This window comes from Priestia sp. FSL W8-0524 (assembly GCF_038005965.1).
GTDB classification, from domain to species: Bacteria; Bacillota; Bacilli; order Bacillales; family Bacillaceae_H; genus Priestia; species Priestia zanthoxyli.
The window spans coordinates 1,794,573-1,811,857 of the sequence record NZ_JBBOUG010000001.1 but is presented as its reverse complement, the minus strand read 5'-3'; the positions used below and the strand labels follow the sequence as shown (position 1 = coordinate 1,811,857).

17 protein-coding genes are annotated in these 17,285 nt (G+C 39.3%); 8 read left to right on the top strand and 9 right to left on the bottom strand.

Features of this window, described 5'->3' with window-relative positions:
* Positions 1-13 precede the first annotated feature (13 nt).
* Positions 14-301, top strand: coding sequence for a phospholipase (locus tag NST66_RS09060; RefSeq protein WP_340843279.1), 288 nt, complete (start codon positions 14-16; stop codon positions 299-301).
* Positions 302-337: 36 nt separating this feature from the next.
* Here the strand turns inward: NST66_RS09060 and NST66_RS09055 are convergent, their stop codons facing one another.
* Both NST66_RS09055 and NST66_RS09050 read right to left on the bottom strand, forming a co-directional pair.
* Positions 338-817 (bottom strand): GNAT family N-acetyltransferase, encoded by a 480-nt coding sequence (locus NST66_RS09055; RefSeq protein ID WP_049166360.1) that lies wholly within the window; start codon positions 815-817, stop codon positions 338-340.
* 218 nt (positions 818-1,035) lie between these two features.
* Entirely contained in the window at positions 1,036-2,460 is a 1,425-nt protein-coding gene (locus NST66_RS09050) for a phospholipase D-like domain-containing protein (RefSeq protein ID WP_033579531.1), read from the bottom strand.
* A gap of 172 nt (positions 2,461-2,632) precedes the next feature.
* Here NST66_RS09050 and NST66_RS09045 point away from each other — a divergent pair, with 172 nt between their 5' ends.
* Positions 2,633-2,899: a hypothetical protein gene (locus tag NST66_RS09045; protein WP_028413557.1), complete on the top strand. Its 267-nt coding sequence runs from the start codon at positions 2,633-2,635 to the stop codon at positions 2,897-2,899.
* Positions 2,900-2,901: 2 nt separating this feature from the next.
* Here the strand turns inward: NST66_RS09045 and NST66_RS09040 are convergent, their stop codons facing one another.
* From NST66_RS09040 to NST66_RS09030, 3 genes are all read right to left on the bottom strand, one after another.
* Positions 2,902-3,501 (bottom strand): DUF3298 and DUF4163 domain-containing protein, encoded by a 600-nt coding sequence (locus NST66_RS09040; protein WP_033578833.1) that lies wholly within the window; start codon positions 3,499-3,501, stop codon positions 2,902-2,904.
* A gap of 110 nt (positions 3,502-3,611) precedes the next feature.
* Complete coding sequence (gene folD, locus NST66_RS09035) at positions 3,612-4,466, bottom strand: bifunctional methylenetetrahydrofolate dehydrogenase/methenyltetrahydrofolate cyclohydrolase FolD (RefSeq protein WP_028408722.1); 855 nt, start codon at positions 4,464-4,466, stop codon at positions 3,612-3,614.
* 248 nt (positions 4,467-4,714) lie between these two features.
* Positions 4,715-6,115: a tannase/feruloyl esterase family alpha/beta hydrolase gene (locus NST66_RS09030; protein WP_033578832.1), complete on the bottom strand. Its 1,401-nt coding sequence runs from the start codon at positions 6,113-6,115 to the stop codon at positions 4,715-4,717.
* A 202-nt stretch (positions 6,116-6,317) separates the two neighbouring features.
* Between NST66_RS09030 and NST66_RS09025 the strand changes: the two genes are divergently transcribed.
* Both NST66_RS09025 and NST66_RS09020 read left to right on the top strand, forming a co-directional pair.
* Positions 6,318-6,788 carry a staygreen family protein gene (locus NST66_RS09025; protein WP_028413560.1) on the top strand — a complete coding sequence of 157 codons (471 nt, stop codon included), beginning with the start codon at positions 6,318-6,320 and terminating at the stop codon, positions 6,786-6,788.
* A 52-nt stretch (positions 6,789-6,840) separates the two neighbouring features.
* Positions 6,841-7,320 (top strand): hypothetical protein, encoded by a 480-nt coding sequence (locus NST66_RS09020; protein WP_033578831.1) that lies wholly within the window; start codon positions 6,841-6,843, stop codon positions 7,318-7,320.
* 33 nt (positions 7,321-7,353) lie between these two features.
* Here NST66_RS09020 and gltD read toward each other — a convergent pair whose 3' ends face one another.
* Both gltD and gltB read right to left on the bottom strand, forming a co-directional pair.
* On the bottom strand, positions 7,354-8,835 hold the full coding sequence (gltD, locus tag NST66_RS09015; RefSeq protein ID WP_013082931.1) for a glutamate synthase small subunit: 1,482 nt from the start codon (positions 8,833-8,835) through the stop codon (positions 7,354-7,356).
* A gap of 16 nt (positions 8,836-8,851) precedes the next feature.
* On the bottom strand, positions 8,852-13,405 hold the full coding sequence (gene gltB / locus NST66_RS09010; protein ID WP_340843278.1) for a glutamate synthase large subunit: 4,554 nt from the start codon (positions 13,403-13,405) through the stop codon (positions 8,852-8,854).
* A gap of 134 nt (positions 13,406-13,539) precedes the next feature.
* Between gltB and NST66_RS09005 the strand changes: the two genes are divergently transcribed.
* Together NST66_RS09005 and NST66_RS09000 are read left to right on the top strand one after the other, a co-directional pair.
* Positions 13,540-14,442, top strand: a complete 903-nt coding sequence (locus tag NST66_RS09005; protein WP_013056801.1) for a LysR family transcriptional regulator — start codon at positions 13,540-13,542, stop codon at positions 14,440-14,442.
* 160 nt (positions 14,443-14,602) lie between these two features.
* The gene (locus tag NST66_RS09000; RefSeq protein WP_033578829.1) at positions 14,603-15,673 is read left to right on the top strand and encodes a DUF3900 domain-containing protein; all 1,071 of its coding nucleotides are present in this window, start codon (positions 14,603-14,605) and stop codon (positions 15,671-15,673) included.
* Positions 15,674-15,745: 72 nt separating this feature from the next.
* Here NST66_RS09000 and NST66_RS08995 read toward each other — a convergent pair whose 3' ends face one another.
* Together NST66_RS08995 and NST66_RS08990 are read right to left on the bottom strand one after the other, a co-directional pair.
* Positions 15,746-15,925: a small acid-soluble spore protein H gene (locus NST66_RS08995; RefSeq protein WP_028413564.1), complete on the bottom strand. Its 180-nt coding sequence runs from the start codon at positions 15,923-15,925 to the stop codon at positions 15,746-15,748.
* Positions 15,926-16,003: 78 nt separating this feature from the next.
* Positions 16,004-16,363 (bottom strand): hypothetical protein, encoded by a 360-nt coding sequence (locus NST66_RS08990; protein ID WP_028413565.1) that lies wholly within the window; start codon positions 16,361-16,363, stop codon positions 16,004-16,006.
* A gap of 221 nt (positions 16,364-16,584) precedes the next feature.
* Between NST66_RS08990 and NST66_RS08985 the strand changes: the two genes are divergently transcribed.
* Positions 16,585-16,893, top strand: coding sequence for a flagellar hook-associated protein FlgK (locus NST66_RS08985; RefSeq protein WP_013056797.1), 309 nt, complete (start codon positions 16,585-16,587; stop codon positions 16,891-16,893).
* A 141-nt stretch (positions 16,894-17,034) separates the two neighbouring features.
* A complete protein-coding gene (locus NST66_RS08980; RefSeq protein WP_098626789.1) occupies positions 17,035-17,181 on the top strand; it encodes a hypothetical protein in 147 nt (48 codons plus the stop codon).
* Positions 17,182-17,285: the final 104 nt, after the last annotated feature.

The following is a 17,285-nucleotide window of genomic DNA, read 5'->3' as shown; positions in this document are numbered from 1 at the left end:
TTGAAAAGGATGTATGATTATGTCTGTTCCGAATAAACGGAAAGCCACGACCTGCCTCTTCCCCGGCTATAAATGGTGTGGCCCCGGATGCAGTGGTCCGGGATGTCCTGTAAATGATGTAGACTGCTGCTGTAAATACCATGATTTATGCTATGAAGATTACGGATCATGCCGCTCATGTGATGAGCAATTTCTTGAGTGTCTTTGCTCCAAAGCAAATCCTTACAGTTTAAAAGGAAGACAGGCATACGCTATGTATACCTATATGCGGCTGAAGTTAGCTTTAAAACAATATGACTAAGCAGAAAAGAGGTGAATTAAAAAATTCATCTCTTTTTTATGCCATTTTATCCGTATGAATCCAAAAGCGTTGAACAATAGCCCCGTCCTCTTCTATATAATCCTCGTCTTGTATACCACCGTTTGCCAGAATAGTTCGACGAGAAGCAGTGTTCCAATCATCACACACAACTAATGCCCGTTGGACTCCCAGCTTTTTAATTTCTTGAAGAGATAACCTCAGTAGCAGCTTGGCATATCCTTTTTGTCTTTCACTTGGCCGAATACCATACCCTATATGTCCTCCGCTGTTTCGAAGTATTTCATTTAGCTCATGGCGGATATTAACTACGCCTATTACTCTTTCGTGATGCATTAGCCAGTAGGTGGAATCGGGTACAAATCCTTTTTTTAATCCGATCCCTTTTTCTGCATCTAATAACTCTTGAACCATTTTTTCAAAGTAAGCAGGATCTTTAGCAATGACCCACGGAATCATTTTTTCTCCGCTTGCTTTCCATTCATGATAAAAGCTCATATAAGCCTTTTTATAAGCTGCATCTGGTTTAATTAAAACAGCGGTTTCCACGTACCTTCCTCCTTTTTGTTTATTATGTTTATACTACCGATTTTTCCCAATAAATAAAAGAGGATAATTTACGTGATGTGATCGTTGTATGAGCTTATTTATAAGGTATGTAACAAAAAGCGCTCAATGAATGTTCATTGAGCGCTTTTTGTTCTACTGCCGGTTATTTAAATAAACTCCTTAAAAAACCTCGTTACTTTTGCAAGGGTATACAGTAAGGTACGCTTCATAACAGGCTCTTCTTTCTTTTGGATTTCAGGAGGTTTAACCCAGCGCTTGTGATTGGCAATAAGAATACTTTTATCCATTTTGTTTTCCATCGCCATCGTCAACTCTTTTGCAAATTTTTGACTATCGATAATGACCATTGATTCGTTATTCAAAAATGTAGAACGGGAATCTAAATTAAAAGAGCCTACGGCGCTAAGTCTTTGATCATAAATCACAGACTTTGCATGGATCGAATAAGGTCCTTGGTATTCGTAAAGCTTTGCACCTGTCTTCATAATCGTATCACGCATACTAATATATCCGGAAAAAGCCAACACATTGGGCGTAGATGTAACTGAATTTGTGAGTAGCGTCCATTGAACGTCTGGGTTCTTTTTCATGGCTGTATACTTTCTCATCGCATTGGTGGGCACCACATAAGGACTTTGAATAAGAACAGAGCGGTTAGCTTCTTCTGCTAGGTTAATAAACGTTTTCCACATAAAAGGTCGTTTATTAAAGCGTTCAATTGGATTATGAATAAAAGAAACACGCTTTGTAGAAACGGTGGAAGCATTCCAATTAATCTTGGGGGTCGCAAACGTTTCTCCTACTTGCTTAGCTTTATCATATTGCTGCAGCAGCAAAGCTTTCATCCTCTTCCCCTGATCAACCTGGTACTGTGTGAGATGATGAAAAGCTTTTTTAGTGTAGGGATGAGCCCATAATTCATTTATATAATTTTGCATTTGAGTGATGACGCTATCTTGTTTATGTTTACTGTTTGTAATAAAGACATCACGATCATAGACGAAGTCTGGAGGAGGCTTTTTAGCCAAATATTTGTCCCCTATATTCCGTCCCCCTATTATGCCTAGCTGTCCGTCTACAACCATTATTTTGTCATGCATACGATTTTGCCACGCCCAAGGTTTAAACAATTGAAACGGTTCGTAATACTTCACTTCAATATTAGGATGTGAAGCTAATGCATAGAGCACGCCCCTTCGGTTTCCCCGTAAGCCGTTAGCTATCCCATCCAAAAGAACGCGAGTATGGACGCCTCGATCAGCTGCTTTAAAAAGAGCGGCCATAATTAAATCAGTTGACTCTCCTTTTCCTATTGAGTAATAAGCAATATCAATCGATTTCTCAGCTTGTTGAATCATTTGAATACGAACTCTTCCTGCCTCATAACCATCTTCAAGAAGTCTCACTCGGTCCGTAGACTCACTGTGACCAAAAAAGCTAGCCGGTTTAATTGAGGTCGTTTCCTCTCCTATTTTTAAAGGTACATAAAAGAGAACCACCGCCGTTATAACCACATACAGAATATATAAAGATAAAATAATAAGTAATCCTTTGAATGCTATTTTTATCATCGCAACTCCAGCTTTTTGTCTTTTTCTGTTATCGTTCACAAATAATGATCATTACATGCAAGAAACTGCTTCCTTGATTACTTTGCGCTTTGTTCTTTTGACACATTTATTTTTTCTGATTCACTATTTGTATAGTATGCTAGTACATATCATAGAAAAAAGGATGATGGTGATGGAGGAATATTCTTTTCGTTTTCATATTACAGATTCTTACCCTTTGCAAAATGAAAACGATAAAATAGAAGCTGTTGTACGCACCAAAATCAAGCATGCGGAGCGAGGATGCTTGTACGAGGGGTATCTTCGCGTTCATATCACTAAAATCGGGGTGTTTCCTGTAGCAAAAGATATTGCTGAAGCGATTGGGGTTCGTTCGCTTCGTCAGCAGTTAGCGGCCGAATTAAAAAGATACGTACGGCCGCACCGCAATTTTTTATAACTTTATCCAAACATTTGTCCAAGTGGACTTTCATCTGCAATAATATCTTGAATAGCATAGATAGAAATTGGAAAGTAAGGAATTCCATATGCGTAAGGAGCCAGGTCATACAGCTGATAAAATAGTACAAGTGATTTATCGGCGATATAAAAATCCTGATCTGGTTTAATTCCTTTATATTCTCCAAGAACCATAATATCGCGCTCTTTTATTTGCGCTCCTACTATTTTAGAAAGAACACTTACGTAATTACTGTCTTTTTTAAACAAATCTTTTAATTGATACGTTTTTCCAGTCAGCACATTAAACGTTAACGGAACTACCACGGTCAATCCGTGCGCTCCCCCGGAATAAGCAAAATTGACAAGCGTTAAGCTGAGCACATTTCGCTCGTTTGTTTTCAACTCATAATAACCCGTTTCTTCTGTATCCGGATTTTCTCCATATCCCTGCTGACGAATTAATTCATTCGTACGCTGCAAGATCTTACTGTTAATGCTGTGCTGAACAGCTGGATTAGTCAAATGAACAGCTGGATAGTAAACGTTTAACTTTTTCTTCACTATTTGTTGAGAATATACCGTTGCAGGTAACGTAACCATCGCTTCCTCCTCTTTCTATACAGAATGTTACATTCTATTCTTTTAGCTTTCATTCCATTACTGAAGCAAAAAAATCCCGTGCATATACGCACGGGATTTTTAACTTTCTATTATTTTACGTTGTTAATTGTTTTAGCAGCGTCTACCGTATTTTTTAATAGCATTGTGATGGTCATCGGACCAACGCCTCCTGGTACTGGTGTGATATAACCTGCAACTTCTAAAGCCGCTTCGTAATCAACATCACCAACGAGTTTACCATTTTCCATTGTGTTACCTACATCAATTACAATGGCACCCGGCTTAATATCATCTGCTTTGATAAGTCTAGGTTGTCCTACAGCTGATACAAGAATATCAGCTTGTTTTGTTAAAGCAGATAAATCTTTTGTGCGAGAGTGAGCAATTGTTACCGTTGCACTTTCTTGAAGTAACAGCATGGATACTGGTTTACCAACAATATTGCTTCGTCCAATTACTACCGCATGTTTACCTGAAATTTCTTCACCTGAACGTTTAATTAACTCAACGATACCGTGTGGTGTACATGGTAAATAGCATTCATCGCCAATGACCATATTCCCTACGCTTACTGGGTGGAAGCCATCTACATCTTTTTTAGGAGATACAGCATTTAATACTGCTTTTTCATCAATATGTTTTGGTAATGGAAGTTGAATAAGAATACCATGAACAGATGGATTTCCATTCAAGTGATGGATTTCGTTTAAAAGCTCTTCTTCCGTAATCGTTACGTCACGTTTGATAATTTCAGACGCAACACCGATTTCTTCACAAGCCTTTGCTTTTGCTTTTACATATGATTGGGAAGCAGGGTTTTCTCCTACTAAAATTACGGTTAAACCAGGAACGATACCTTTTGTTTTTAATTGAGCTACCTCTTCTTTTAATGCGGCGCGCAGTTCTTGCGCTACTTCTTTTCCTTTAATTACTTTCGCTGTCATGATGTTTTTTGCTCCTTTCAACTGTAGCCATTTAATAAATGTACGAATTATAGTTATTAATCTAACACAAAAGTTCGGTTTTGTTCAATGTTTTTATTGTTTTTATTTTAAATGGATAAAAATAAATAACAAATAACGTATATTCTATTCTTATCGCACTATAATATTTTGTATTCATAGAAGCTGTTTTTATTCAAATGTTGCTTTTCTAAATTAAAAACCGCGCCTTCGGCACGGTTTTCGACGATTTATTTTTTTGTTGATATGCTTTTCTTTGTAGTCAACGGCAGCACGTCTTCCTCTGTTTTTAGATCCTTTACATGCATTTCCTTGAGAGGCACACTTATTTTCTTATTTTTCGGAGGTTCTTCAAAATTCTCCACCCAATCACATAGCAGTTCAAATCCTTGATACACATAAGGAAGGAGAGGCTGAAGCTTTCGATCTGGATCAATTTGATGATTCCATACTAAGCTATCAATATGGTTTCCATTTTCAATTACGTAGTGACGATGAAGGTGCTGCTTACCAGAATCTTTTACCAGTTGTTCATAAGGATAAGCATGAATATCCGGAAAAATAAGAGCATCTAACGACCCTGTAATGCTTATCAACGGAACGGAAATATCACCTGTATTTTCAATTTCACGAACTTTTTGCCTAACATCTTGTGGTCTTTCTTGATAATCATACTTTTTAAAAATAGAATCTAACGAACGATCTCTAACTCCGTTTTCAAAAAGCGTCAAGTATTTTTGCCACGGAATGCTTCCAGGTGCTTGACTGTCAAACTCATCTCTATATATATTAAGCGTTAAAAACCAATAATACTGGTCATGATATGGCCATAAAAACTCAGATCCTTTTGGCAACCCTGCTTGATACAACCGGTGCAAAGCTCCTTTTTGCGATTCACCTACCGTATACAGTGCTTCTTCGGCATGATTTACAACAGGTGTTAGGGAAGTTATCAAGTTATCGTGATCAGCTCGCCACATAACCCCTTCCCATTCAACCCCTCCATTAAAAAGCTGAGGCTCTCCATTTTTCCCATCGTTTTCTAAAGCATAGCGAACAACATAACCCCCATTAGAAATACCTAAAGCATACGTTTTTATATCAAAATATTCTGTCACTTCTTTCTGGAGTTTGTGACGATAATTTTCAAACAAAAATCTCTGAGCAATTTTTGTCACTTCTCGGTATTGAATATGCCATTTTCTAATGGAGTCTTCTTCTTTGACTAGAGCGTTTTTTGCTTTAGCAAATGGATCATCTCTCACTTCTTCTCCCTGTGTTCCTTTATCAGAAGCAGCAAACGCAAACCCTTTTGCCAACACATAGTCGCTGAACAGTAAATCCGTTGATTTCTCATCTCTGGTAGCTGGAACTCCCGACATAACTAACTTTCCATTCCAGTCATCAGGAATTCGAATGAGAAATTTACCACCATCAACTTCACCTTCTACTTGAACGCCCGTTATTTCTTCAGGCTGATACATGTAATACCATCCATTTTTTTCTTCTTTTGTTCCCCAATAGATAGGAGCCAGCCCAATGTTCCCATAGGCAGTCGCTGCTTGAAATTGAAGAGGGTTTTTAGTCGTTAACCAGTTTCCATACTTACCGTCAAACGTTGTGATATTCAAGTGATAACCTCCATTCACATTTGCTTTTGAAGACAATCTTCGGGGACTGTACACGCATAATTTTAGTTAAATATTACCATTCATTTCTCAAAAAGTACATCAAAACGCCTTTGTTGCAGAAAGAAAGTAGACATTTATCACATCTGAGCCCATAGCGCCGTATAATATTGAAATTTATTCAAAAAAAGGAGTGTCAATGACTATGAGTTCGTTTAATTCTTCAAAACTCTCTACGACTCTCATTCCCCCTGCTACTTCCTCCTATCCGGTTTCTGGAAGAAAATATACTCTTACTCATTCTGATACAACCGGTCAGCTTTTTTTAAGCATCGGATGCTCATATAACAACAAGGCGATAGATAAAAATATGCGTGATGAAGTACTAGCTGCTCTTCACGTAACAGACCGACAAGCAGTTATTCAAGGCGAAGTTTTTGTTAGCGGAGGTGAGTTCAGCCGCGAGCAAGCACAGCTTCGTTATCACATTTTCCGCCGGGAGCTTCCGCTTGCTTTAGAAGCAATATTTTACGGAGACCAAGCATTTTTTCAACATTATCCAGACTTGCTAAATACACCGATTTACATTTATTTTGTATCGACTTATCAAGAATTTAGAGGATGGTCCTATTATCAAACCCCTAAATTTTATTTAAAACAAACATGCAGCAGCTAGCACGCTAGTGCATAAACTAATGGAAAATGAACGAGGAAGGTGTGAATGTCTCATGTACAGTCAATGGGTTTACCCCTATATGCCGCGCTACTACCATCCAGTGGTTCCTACTACGAATGAAAATTATTTAGAACCTTATAGATACAATGAAGACTTATTTTCTTATATCCTGCATGAAGAAGAGGAAGTTAGATCTACACGCGATGTAGACAGAGTGATGAAAATTTTAAAACGCCAGTATCAGTCCATCTACAGAGATGCTCAACGAGGTGGGATGGATAGCAAACTAACAGAATACTTATTTCGTTCCATTGTAAGATTTGTTGATGATAACTATAACAATTACAGCGGATCTATTAACGAACGCGTCGAAAAAGCCGCGCGACAGCTGAAAAAACGTGAGCCCTGGATATTTGAACTTTTTAACTTATACAGCGTTTCCCCTGTTTCACAAGTTCGAATTACTAACACGATTTTAACCGTTTCATTTGAAAATTTACGTAGAGGAAATGAAGTGCCAAATCCTAGATAAACAAAAAACCGCCACAATTGTGACGGTTTTTTGTTATGGTAATACAGTTGCTCCCATTAGATGGCTATCAACTTGTTTAGCTACTTCACGACCTTCATGAATAGCCCATACGATTAAACTTTGCCCACGACGAGCATCACCAGCAGCAAAAACACCTTCAACATTTGTTTTGTAATTTCCATACGCTGCATCTACGCGACGATTTTTCGTTTCAACACCAAACGCTGATAGAACCGGATGCTCTGGACCTTCAAACCCAATCGCAATAAAGACAAGCTGAGCTGGCCATACTTTTTCTGTTCCTGGAATTTCGGTAAAGATGTACTGTCCATTTTCACCTTTTACTTTTTCCATTTGAACCGTATGAAGTTCTTTTAGATTACCTTGCTCATCTGCCACGATTTTTTTCGTTTGAATTGAATATTCACGTGGATCGTCCCCAAATTTCGCCTGTGCTTCTTCATAAGCATATTCAAGATTAAATACATGTGGATATTCAGGCCACATATTATCTGCCGTACGCTCAGCAGGAAGCTGAGGATGTTTACCAAACTGAACAACGCTGCGGCATTTTTGACGAAGAGCAGTAGCTACACAGTCAGCTCCCGTGTCTCCGCCTCCAATAACAATAACGTCTTTTCCTTCAGCATCAATAAATTGACCATCTTTGAAGTTAGAATCTAAAAGGCTTTTTGTTGAAGTTGTTAAGTAGTCCATTGCAAAGTGAACTCCTTTTGCTTCACGGCCTTCTAATACTAGATCTCTTTGCTTCTGAGCTCCTGTACACAAAATGACAGCATCATATTGTTCTTTTAACTCTTCAGCAGTAATGTCTTTTCCAACTTCCGTATTCGTTACAAAATCAATACCTTCTTGTGTCAATAAGCGAACACGTCTTTCCACTACTTCTTTATCTAGCTTCATATTCGGAATTCCATATGTTAATAAACCACCGGCACGATCTGCTCTTTCATATACCGTTACTGAATGACCCGCTTGATTCAGCTGATCTGCGCTCGCTAAGCCTGCTGGCCCAGAGCCAATAACAGCAATTTTTTTGCCTGTTCTTTTCTCCGGAATACGCGGAGTAATCCACCCATTCTCAAAGCCTTTATCAATAATAGCGCGTTCGATATTCTTGATCGAAACCGCTGGATCTGAAATAGCAAGCGTACAGGAACCTTCACACGGAGCAGGACAAACGCGCCCTGTAAACTCCGGGAAGTTGTTCGTTTTCATTAAACGCTCTAAAGCTTCTTTCCAGCGTCCTTTATAAACTAAATCATTCCACTCTGGAATTAAGTTATAGATTGGACATCCAGAAGTAAAAGCATTAATATCCATTCCCATGTGGCAAAAAGGTGTGCCACAATCCATACATCGTGCTCCTTGACGGCTTAGCGCTTCATCAGATAAAGGAGCAGCATACTCTTTCCAATCACCTAAACGTTTTAACGGGTCACGTTCCTTCCCTTTTTCACGTTTGATTTCCATAAATCCTGTTGGTTTTCCCATCGTACTCTCCCCTTTCTTACTGAGCTACCGCTTCTTGTTGTTTTGCCGATGCTTTCTTTTCTTGTTTTGCATTTTCCTCAAACGCACTCATAGCTGCTTCTTCTTCCGTTAACCCAGCTGCTTTTTGCTCTTCAATGCGATTCATCATGCGTTTATAATCATTCGGAATCACTTTTACAAATTTCGAAAGCGATTCTTCCCAATTTTCTAATACAAATGCTGCTTTATGACTGTCAGTATATTTTAGGTGATTTGCAATCATCTCTTTTACTTCTTCTGCTTCTTCTCCTTTTAAGCTCTCAAACCCAATCATGTCTTTATTACAAAGGTTTTTGAATGCTTCTTGATCATCAGCAAATACGTAAGCAATACCGCCAGACATTCCCGCACCGAAGTTTTTACCTACATCACCTAATACGACAACGCGTCCGCCAGTCATATATTCACAGCCATGATCGCCAATTCCTTCAACCACTACGTTCACACCGCTGTTACGAACCGCAAAACGTTCTCCTGCTAGCCCGCTAACATAAGCTTCACCGCTTGTTGCACCGTAAAATGCCACGTTCCCGACGATAACATTTTCACCTGACACAGCTGTTGTTTCCTTAGGTGGAGCAACGATGATTTTACCTCCTGATAACCCTTTTCCGATATAATCATTTGCATCTCCAGTTAGATACATAGACATTCCTTTTGGAACAAATGCACCAAAACTTTGTCCTGCAGAGCCAGTGAATCGAAGAGTAATCGTATCTTCTGGCAGACCTTTCTCACCGTAACGTTTTGTAACTTCACTTCCTACAATTGTTCCAGCTACACGGTTAATATTAGAAATTGGCAGTTCTAACTCGACTTGATACTTATGCTCGATTGCTTGCTGTACCGCTGGCAAGATTTTTTGCATATCAAGAGATTCGTCAATTTTATGGTTTTGAGGTGTTTTAAAAGTACGTACACCTTCAGCTTGATATAAAAGAGTTGTTAAGTCTAAGTGCTGCGCCTTCCAGTGATTTTTTGCACGTTCGCTAACGCTTAATACGTCTGTACGTCCAACCATTTCATCTACTGTTTTAAATCCAAGTTCAGCCATAATTTCGCGTACTTCTTGTGCAACAAATTTCATATAGTTAACGATGTGATCCGCTTCTCCTAGGAACTTTTTACGAAGCTCTGGGTTTTGCGTCGCCACTCCAACTGGACATGTATCTAAGTGACACGCACGCATCATGATACAGCCTAAAACAATTAAAGGCGCCGTAGCAAAACCAAACTCTTCTGCTCCTAAAAGTGCTGCCATGACTACATCTTTACCCGTCATTAATTTCCCGTCTGTTTCAAGCACTACCTTTTCGCGAAGACCGTTTAACATAAGCGTTTGATGAGCTTCCGCTAAGCCCAGTTCCCACGGTAGTCCCGTATGTTTAATACTTGTTTTTGGAGATGCTCCCGTACCTCCGTCGTAGCCGCTAATAACGATAACGTCCGCTACTCCTTTTGCTACTCCGGCAGCAATCGTTCCTACTCCTGCTTTTGAAACCAGTTTGACGCTGATTCGTGCATCACGGTTTATATTTTTTAAGTCATGAATAAGCTGTGCTAAATCTTCAATCGAGTAAATATCGTGATGTGGAGGAGGTGAAATTAAGCCTACTCCTGGCGTTGATCCACGCACATCTGCTACCCATGGATATACTTTGTTTCCTGGAAGCTGACCGCCTTCTCCGGGTTTTGCACCTTGTGCCATTTTAATTTGAAGCTCATCCGCATTCACAAGGTAATGACTTTTCACTCCAAAACGGCCAGAAGCAATCTGTTTAATCGCACTGCGGCGATTATCTCCATTTTCATCCACAGTGTAGCGGCTAGGGTGCTCGCCACCTTCTCCACTGTTACTGCGTGCGCCTAAACGGTTCATCGCAATCGCTAATGTTTCATGAGCTTCTTGACTTAAAGATCCAAACGACATAGCACCTGATTTAAAACGTTTTACAATCGAATCAACTGATTCCACTTCATCAATGGAGATAGATGAACGCGTTCCATTAAACGAGAATAGGTTGCGCAAGAAACCGATGCGTTCTTCATTAGCCGATTCAGAGAATTTTTTAAATAAGCTGTAATCTCCCTTACGGCAAGCCCACTGCAGCGTGTGAATTGTTTTTGGATTAAACGCATGATGCTCGCCCGTGTGTCTCCACTGGAAGTCACTTCCTGACTCTAACGTTTGCTCAATTGTTTCAACATAAGCATTGTCGTGACGCGTTTTCGCTTCTTTTGCAATAACATCTAAACCGATACCGCCAAGTTGCGAGGCAGTACCTGTAAAATATTGCTCGATAACCTCTGCACTGATTCCAACTGCTTCAAAAATTTGTGCGCCCCGATAACTTTGCACCGTTGAAATGCCCATTTTAGACATTACTTTTACAACACCTTCAGTAACGGCTTTTACATATTTCTCAACAGCATAGTCATACGATACGTTCAACGTACCTGCGTTAATTTCATTTTGATATGTTGCAAAAGTAAGATATGGATTAATTGCGTCTGCTCCGTAACCAATCAGTGCTGCAAAATGGTGCACTTCGCGCGCTTCTCCTGTTTCCACTACAATGCTCGCCTTTGTACGGTTTCCTTTTCGCACTAGGTGCTGGTGCAGCCCGCTGACCGCTAATAAAGCTGGAATGGCTACAGAGTGAGCTCCCGCTTCACGGTCTGTCAGAACAAGAATGCTAGCGCCTGCGTTAATTGCCGCTTCAGCTTCAGCAAATACGCGATCAAGATCTGCTTTTAAATCATTTGTGAACACCGCAGAAATAACAGCACTTTTGAAATCTGGATGAATGGCAGACTTCAGCTGATGAGTTTGATCGTTTGTTAAAACCGGCGTCTCAAGCTGAATTCGATGAATGTTTTCTTTGGTTGGATGCAGTAAATTCCCTTCTGCACCAAGCAACGTCATTGTTGATGTAACCAACTGTTCACGAATAGCGTCAATCGGTGGGTTCGTTACTTGAGCAAACAGCTGCTTAAAGTAATTGAACAGCGATTGAGGACGATCAGACAACACGGCTAATGGAGTATCATTACCCATTGAACCAAGCGGATCTTTTCCTTCTGTAATAACTGGAACTAAATATTTATGAATATCTTCATACGTGTAGCCAAATGAATTCTGGCGAATGACCAAATCATCGAAGTATTCAGATTTTTCTTCCTGCACTTCTGGCAACGTTACCAGCTGTTCATCTAACCATTCTTGATAAGGCTCAGCCTGTGCCATTTCAGATTTAATTTCTTCATCTGAAATAATTCGGCCTTCTTCTAAATCGATTAGAAGCATTTTACCTGGGCTTAAACGATCTTTATATAACACATTTTCATCTTCAACATCAATGACGCCTACTTCTGATGAAAGTATGATGTAATCATCTTTTGTAACATAATAGCGAGCTGGACGTAAACCGTTACGGTCTAAAATAGCACCGATTTGCTTTCCATCCGTAAACGAAATAGCAGTCGGACCATCCCATGGCTCCATTAATGCGCTATGATACTCATAGAAAGCACGTTTTTCTTTTGACATGTGCGGATTCTCAGACCAAGGCTCTGGAATAAGCATCATCGCTGCATGGGCTGGCTTGCGGCCGGCCAATACAAAAAACTCTAGCGCATTATCTAACATGGATGAGTCGCTTCCTTCAGCATCTAAAATTGGAAGAACCTTCGGCAAATCCTTACCAAATGCGTCCGAAACAAACTGCTGTTCACGCGCTCTCATCCAGTTTTGATTACCGCGAAGCGTATTGATTTCACCGTTGTGAATTAAATAACGGTTTGGATGTGCTCTTTCCCAGCTTGGGAACGTGTTTGTGCTAAAGCGAGAATGCACTAAAGCAAACGCTGAAGTAAAGTCTTCATCTTGTAGGTCAAGATAAAAAGCATCAACTTGTTCAGGTGTTAACAACCCTTTGTACACAATTGTTCTGCTTGAAAGACTTGTAAAATAAAAACGGTTTTGACGTGCCTGCGCCCAATTTTCCGCTTGCTTACGAATAACATATAGCTTGCGTTCAAACGCTAAGTCATCTTGAATACTGTCATTTGCCCCAATAAATACTTGTCGTACGTATGGACAGCTTTCTTTTGCAACTTTTCCGATTTTTCCGACATTTACAGGCACAGTTCTCCAACCTAATAACGTTTGTCCCTCTTCTTCAATTAATTTATTAATATAAGCTTCAATTTCTCGACGCTCGTCTTCATTATTTGAGAAAAAGATCATTCCAACTCCATAACGACCGTTTTCTGGCAAGTTCAGTTCAACGCATGTCTTTTTAAAGAACGCGTGTGGAATTTGTACCATTAATCCAGCTCCATCTCCTGTTAGCGGATCACTTCCCTGTCCGCCTCGATGGTCAAGCTGGCAAAGCATGTTTAGTCCTTTTTTAACGATATCATGTGACGCTACGCCTTTCAATTGAGCGTATAGTCCGATTCCACATGCATCGTGCTCAAATTCAGGACGGTAGAGACCTTGAGCTTTTGGCATTTGATTGTATGTCATCTTCTTCTCCCCCGTTCGTTTTCTTTATCTTTTTAAGATCACCTGTTTACATTGTAAGTTTTCAAATCAATATAAACAATATATAATTTAGATAAAACTAATCTAATTTTGATATATATAGATGGAGGATGCTTATGGAACTGCGTCAATTACGCTATTTTATGGAAGTTGCAAAAAGAGAACACGTATCTGAGGCGGCAGAATATCTGCATGTAGCTCAATCAGCAATCAGCCGTCAAATCGCGAACCTGGAATCTGAGCTAGGTGTTAGTTTATTCAAACGTGAAGGAAGAAATGTCAAGTTAACAGCAATAGGAAAAGTCTTTCTTGAGCATACGGAGACGGCTATGAAAGCTATTGACTATGCGAAAGAACAAATTGATGAATACTTGGATCCCGAAAGAGGAACGATTAAAATCGGATTTCCAACAAGCCTTGCTAGTCATCTTCTTCCTACTATTATATCAGCCTTTAAAGAAGAACACCCAAATGTTGCTTTTCATCTTAGACAAGGTTCGTACAAATTTTTAATTGAATCGGTTAAAAAAAGAGATATCAATATCGCTTTTTTAGGCCCTGTACCTGTAGAAGATCAGAGTATTGAAGGGCATATTCTATTCACTGAAAATCTTTTAGCCCTTGTTCCCTCTCATCACCCGCTCGCTGAACGGGATAACATTCGGCTGCGGGATTTAAGAAATGAAGATTTTGTGCTATTTCCAAAAGGATTCATTTTACATAAAATGGCCTTTGACGCTTGCAAACAAGCAGGATTCATGCCCAATATTTCATCTGAAGGAGAAGATTTAGATGCGATTAAAGGTCTTGTATCCGCAGGAATTGGCGTAACGCTTCTTCCTGAAAGTACAGTGTCTGAAACGACTCCTCGTTTTACGACTAAACTTCCTATTCATACGCCGCAGCTTCAGCGGACAGTCGGAATGATTATTCCTAGAAATCGTGATTTAGCACCTTCTGATAAAATTTTTTATAAGTTTGTCAAAACCTTTTTTGAACGTTTGGAGCAATATAAATAAGAGAGGCCCCCTGCCTCTCCTATTCTTTGCTTTATACACTATTCCTCAGCTGATCAATTGTATAAATAGATCTTTTTCCCCTAAAGCTAACAGGCATTGACGCTTACCGGACTCTTTCTTATACTGAAGTAACTGACTAAAAAGAAACAAGGTGACTGCTATGGATTTTAAAATTAATTTTTTATCATTTTACGTAATACAAGTAGAAGGAAAAGAAGAACAGGCCTCTAAACAATATAAGCATTTTCAAACGCTTGATACGGAAGAATATGAAGAAAGTTCCATTAAAGATTTTTTAGACGGTGAATTTAAAAAAATTGTAAAGCGCAAAGTAGAGCGACACCCCAAAGCAGAACAAGTGCCTACAAAGCTCGGGTATTTTATAGTTGAACCGGGACACGCTCTCGACTCAAACCCTAATTATAATTTATTTCACCGCACTCGTTTTGCCACAACCAAAGAAGAATTTGAAGAAAACAGCGAACAGTTTATCAATGCATACCTTGATACTGCAGCCGTTCGAGGAGGAGCATTTTTAGTGGTATCTGCTGTTCCAAGAAAATATTTTGATCATGCTTTTGTGTTTATTTTAAAATGTGACTTCGAACCAAAAGTGGCTTCAATTTCAGATGAATCAACCCTTATTCGTCACGTAGAAATGGCGATTACTACTAAAAACATGAAATCCATTCAATACCCATACATGCCTGAAGAAGGCATGGTCGAAGAAAGCGAACTCGTTATCCACCAAGCGTCTCATGCTCGTTATTTTGAAGACTTTTTGAAATTCATTGATTACAACGAGCCGATGCCTGAGATTATGAAAACACAAGTGATGGATATGGTGCGTGAACACGTCAGTGAAACGTTTGAAGCAGAAAGCGTAGAGCTTGAACAGTTTGAATCGGACATGGAACTGTGGGCAACAAGTGAAAAACGTGAGCTTCAAGAACGTTTGGATACCCATCAAGTCATGGAAGCTGCTGCTCATATCGTCGAGCATACCCCTGATGCAGAGCTTAAAATGAAGCTTGGCGAAACAGAGATTAAAGGACTGTTAGCTGATTTTGGGGAAAATATTCACTTAGCGAAAGTAAACGGACGCTACGTGGCGTTAATTGAAGCGGAATCGATTCTGTTTGAAAAAGGCGCGTCTCCGATTGAGTTTCATAAGCCAGGTGATTTGCACGGGATTATTGAGAAAATCAACAGTAAGAAATGGGAAGAATAAATAAAAGGAAGAGAGCTGTGTATCTGCTCTCTTCCTTTTATTTAACTGAACTAGTAGCTCTATTTATCCACCTTAATTCTCTACTAATTGACTCACCGCAACATTTTGTTCATTTTCCGGCTGACCTAGCGGATAAATTCTTGCCGTATCATTTTCTTCGCTTACATGTTGAATATAAACGGCCGTATCGTTATACGTAACGTTAGCCATAACGGGTGAATCAGCAATTTGTTTTGCTCTCTGCTTGTCCACGTTTCTTCCCCCCCTCTATGCTGATATACATATAAGGTTTACTTAAAGAATGGATGATATTCGCCGTTTAGAATCGTTCTAGCGCTTTTTAGCGGTGCGGTAGCCAAGGTAAAAGATGAAAGAAGTATAGATAATAAATGCAGCTCCAGCTAGCAAGATCATTTTGTGATGATGCCAAAGGTCTACGTATGTTTTGATGAAGACCCCTTTTGTAAGTAAAATATATTGATACACAATAAAACCAACCGCCAAAGCAAGAAACAGCACGCGAAACAAACGAATGAAATCAATGTTAGATAAAATGGAAGCAGCTTTTACCCAGGGCGATGTAGGAGGCGGAGCTTTTTTGGTGCTGCGGCTCTTCGGCTTTTGTTTCTTTGCAGGCGGAGCTTTTGATTCTTCTATTTTAGGTGCTGGTTTTTGTTTCCCTTGAGCCATCGGTCACTTTCCCTCTTTCTTAAATAAAGTGTCTAAAAAAGAAGCTTTTCTATTTTGCATATTCAAGAAAGGGTTTGCTATCTCCTTTTTCCTCTTAAAAATATTTTCCTTTTTTAAAATACAGAATGTCTTTAGGTATGTGCCTATAGCATCTTTCTTATCTTCGCATACGTTATATCGTGTTTGATTTGAAGTTACTATTTAAAAGGAGCGGTGCCCTAATGAACCCTTATTATTTCAACCCTGGATATATTCCTCAGCAAGTTGATTACTCAGTTCAACAATACTATCCCCCTTACGTACCACAGCATGAAGAATACGATGAAAGACAGCAGCTTCAAAATCTTGGAGGATTTGAACGAAGAATTCGTGCTCTTGAGAGACAAAATGAGGAGCAAGTCAGAGAAATTACTCGCTTAAATCGAGTTGTGGAGCGACATACTGACCGTATAAACAGATTAAATCAGCGCTTACGCAATGTAGAAAGAAGACTTAACATTCCATTTACAGCAAGCCAGGACGGATTTTAAACTTACCTTAAGCATTCCCGTTTCTTTTGAGCGAGAATGCTTTTTTACATATCTTCCGTCGTTTTTGATAGCACGAAGGATATTTGATTAAACTTTACATAAAATAAAATTCGACTATAAAAAAGAAAAGGAGAAAATCACATGAAATCCCCTGTTGTTATTTGTCCTAACTGTCATTCTCAAAAAGAGCTCGCTACCGTTTTAACTGCTCAGTCCAATCAAAACGTTATCTATATATGCTCAGCTTGCGGCTATAAGCTGACAAACATTAAAACAAGCAAAGGATAACCAGTATCTCTCCCCTCACTTAGTACCTATACTTAATACGTTCTTCTGTCCACATACAAAAATTAACGTTTACGTAAATGTTATTAATTTTGTATACTGATAGT

Bases quoted from the DNA above. Each gene is read 5' to 3' on its own strand.
- NST66_RS09060 (WP_340843279.1), top strand. From the start codon at position 14: ATGATTATGTCTGTTCCGAATAAACGGAAAGCCACGACCTGCCTCTTC.
- NST66_RS09040 (WP_033578833.1), bottom strand. From the start codon at position 3,501: ATGGTTACGTTACCTGCAACGGTATATTCTCAACAAATAGTGAAGAAA.
- gltB (WP_340843278.1), bottom strand. From the start codon at position 13,405: ATGACATACAATCAAATGCCAAAAGCTCAAGGTCTCTACCGTCCTGAA.
- NST66_RS09020 (WP_033578831.1), top strand. From the start codon at position 6,841: ATGTACAGTCAATGGGTTTACCCCTATATGCCGCGCTACTACCATCCA.
- NST66_RS08980 (WP_098626789.1), top strand. From the start codon at position 17,035: ATGAAATCCCCTGTTGTTATTTGTCCTAACTGTCATTCTCAAAAAGAG.
- NST66_RS09025 (WP_028413560.1), top strand. From the start codon at position 6,318: ATGAGTTCGTTTAATTCTTCAAAACTCTCTACGACTCTCATTCCCCCT.
- NST66_RS09050 (WP_033579531.1), bottom strand. From the start codon at position 2,460: ATGATAAAAATAGCATTCAAAGGATTACTTATTATTTTATCTTTATAT.
- NST66_RS08985 (WP_013056797.1), top strand. From the start codon at position 16,585: ATGAACCCTTATTATTTCAACCCTGGATATATTCCTCAGCAAGTTGAT.
- gltD (WP_013082931.1), bottom strand. From the start codon at position 8,835: ATGGGAAAACCAACAGGATTTATGGAAATCAAACGTGAAAAAGGGAAG.
- NST66_RS09045 (WP_028413557.1), top strand. From the start codon at position 2,633: ATGGAGGAATATTCTTTTCGTTTTCATATTACAGATTCTTACCCTTTG.
- folD (WP_028408722.1), bottom strand. From the start codon at position 4,466: ATGACAGCGAAAGTAATTAAAGGAAAAGAAGTAGCGCAAGAACTGCGC.
- NST66_RS09055 (WP_049166360.1), bottom strand. From the start codon at position 817: ATGAGCTTTTATCATGAATGGAAAGCAAGCGGAGAAAAAATGATTCCG.
- NST66_RS09000 (WP_033578829.1), top strand. From the start codon at position 14,603: ATGGATTTTAAAATTAATTTTTTATCATTTTACGTAATACAAGTAGAA.
- NST66_RS09005 (WP_013056801.1), top strand. From the start codon at position 13,540: ATGGAACTGCGTCAATTACGCTATTTTATGGAAGTTGCAAAAAGAGAA.
- NST66_RS08990 (WP_028413565.1), bottom strand. From the start codon at position 16,363: ATGGCTCAAGGGAAACAAAAACCAGCACCTAAAATAGAAGAATCAAAA.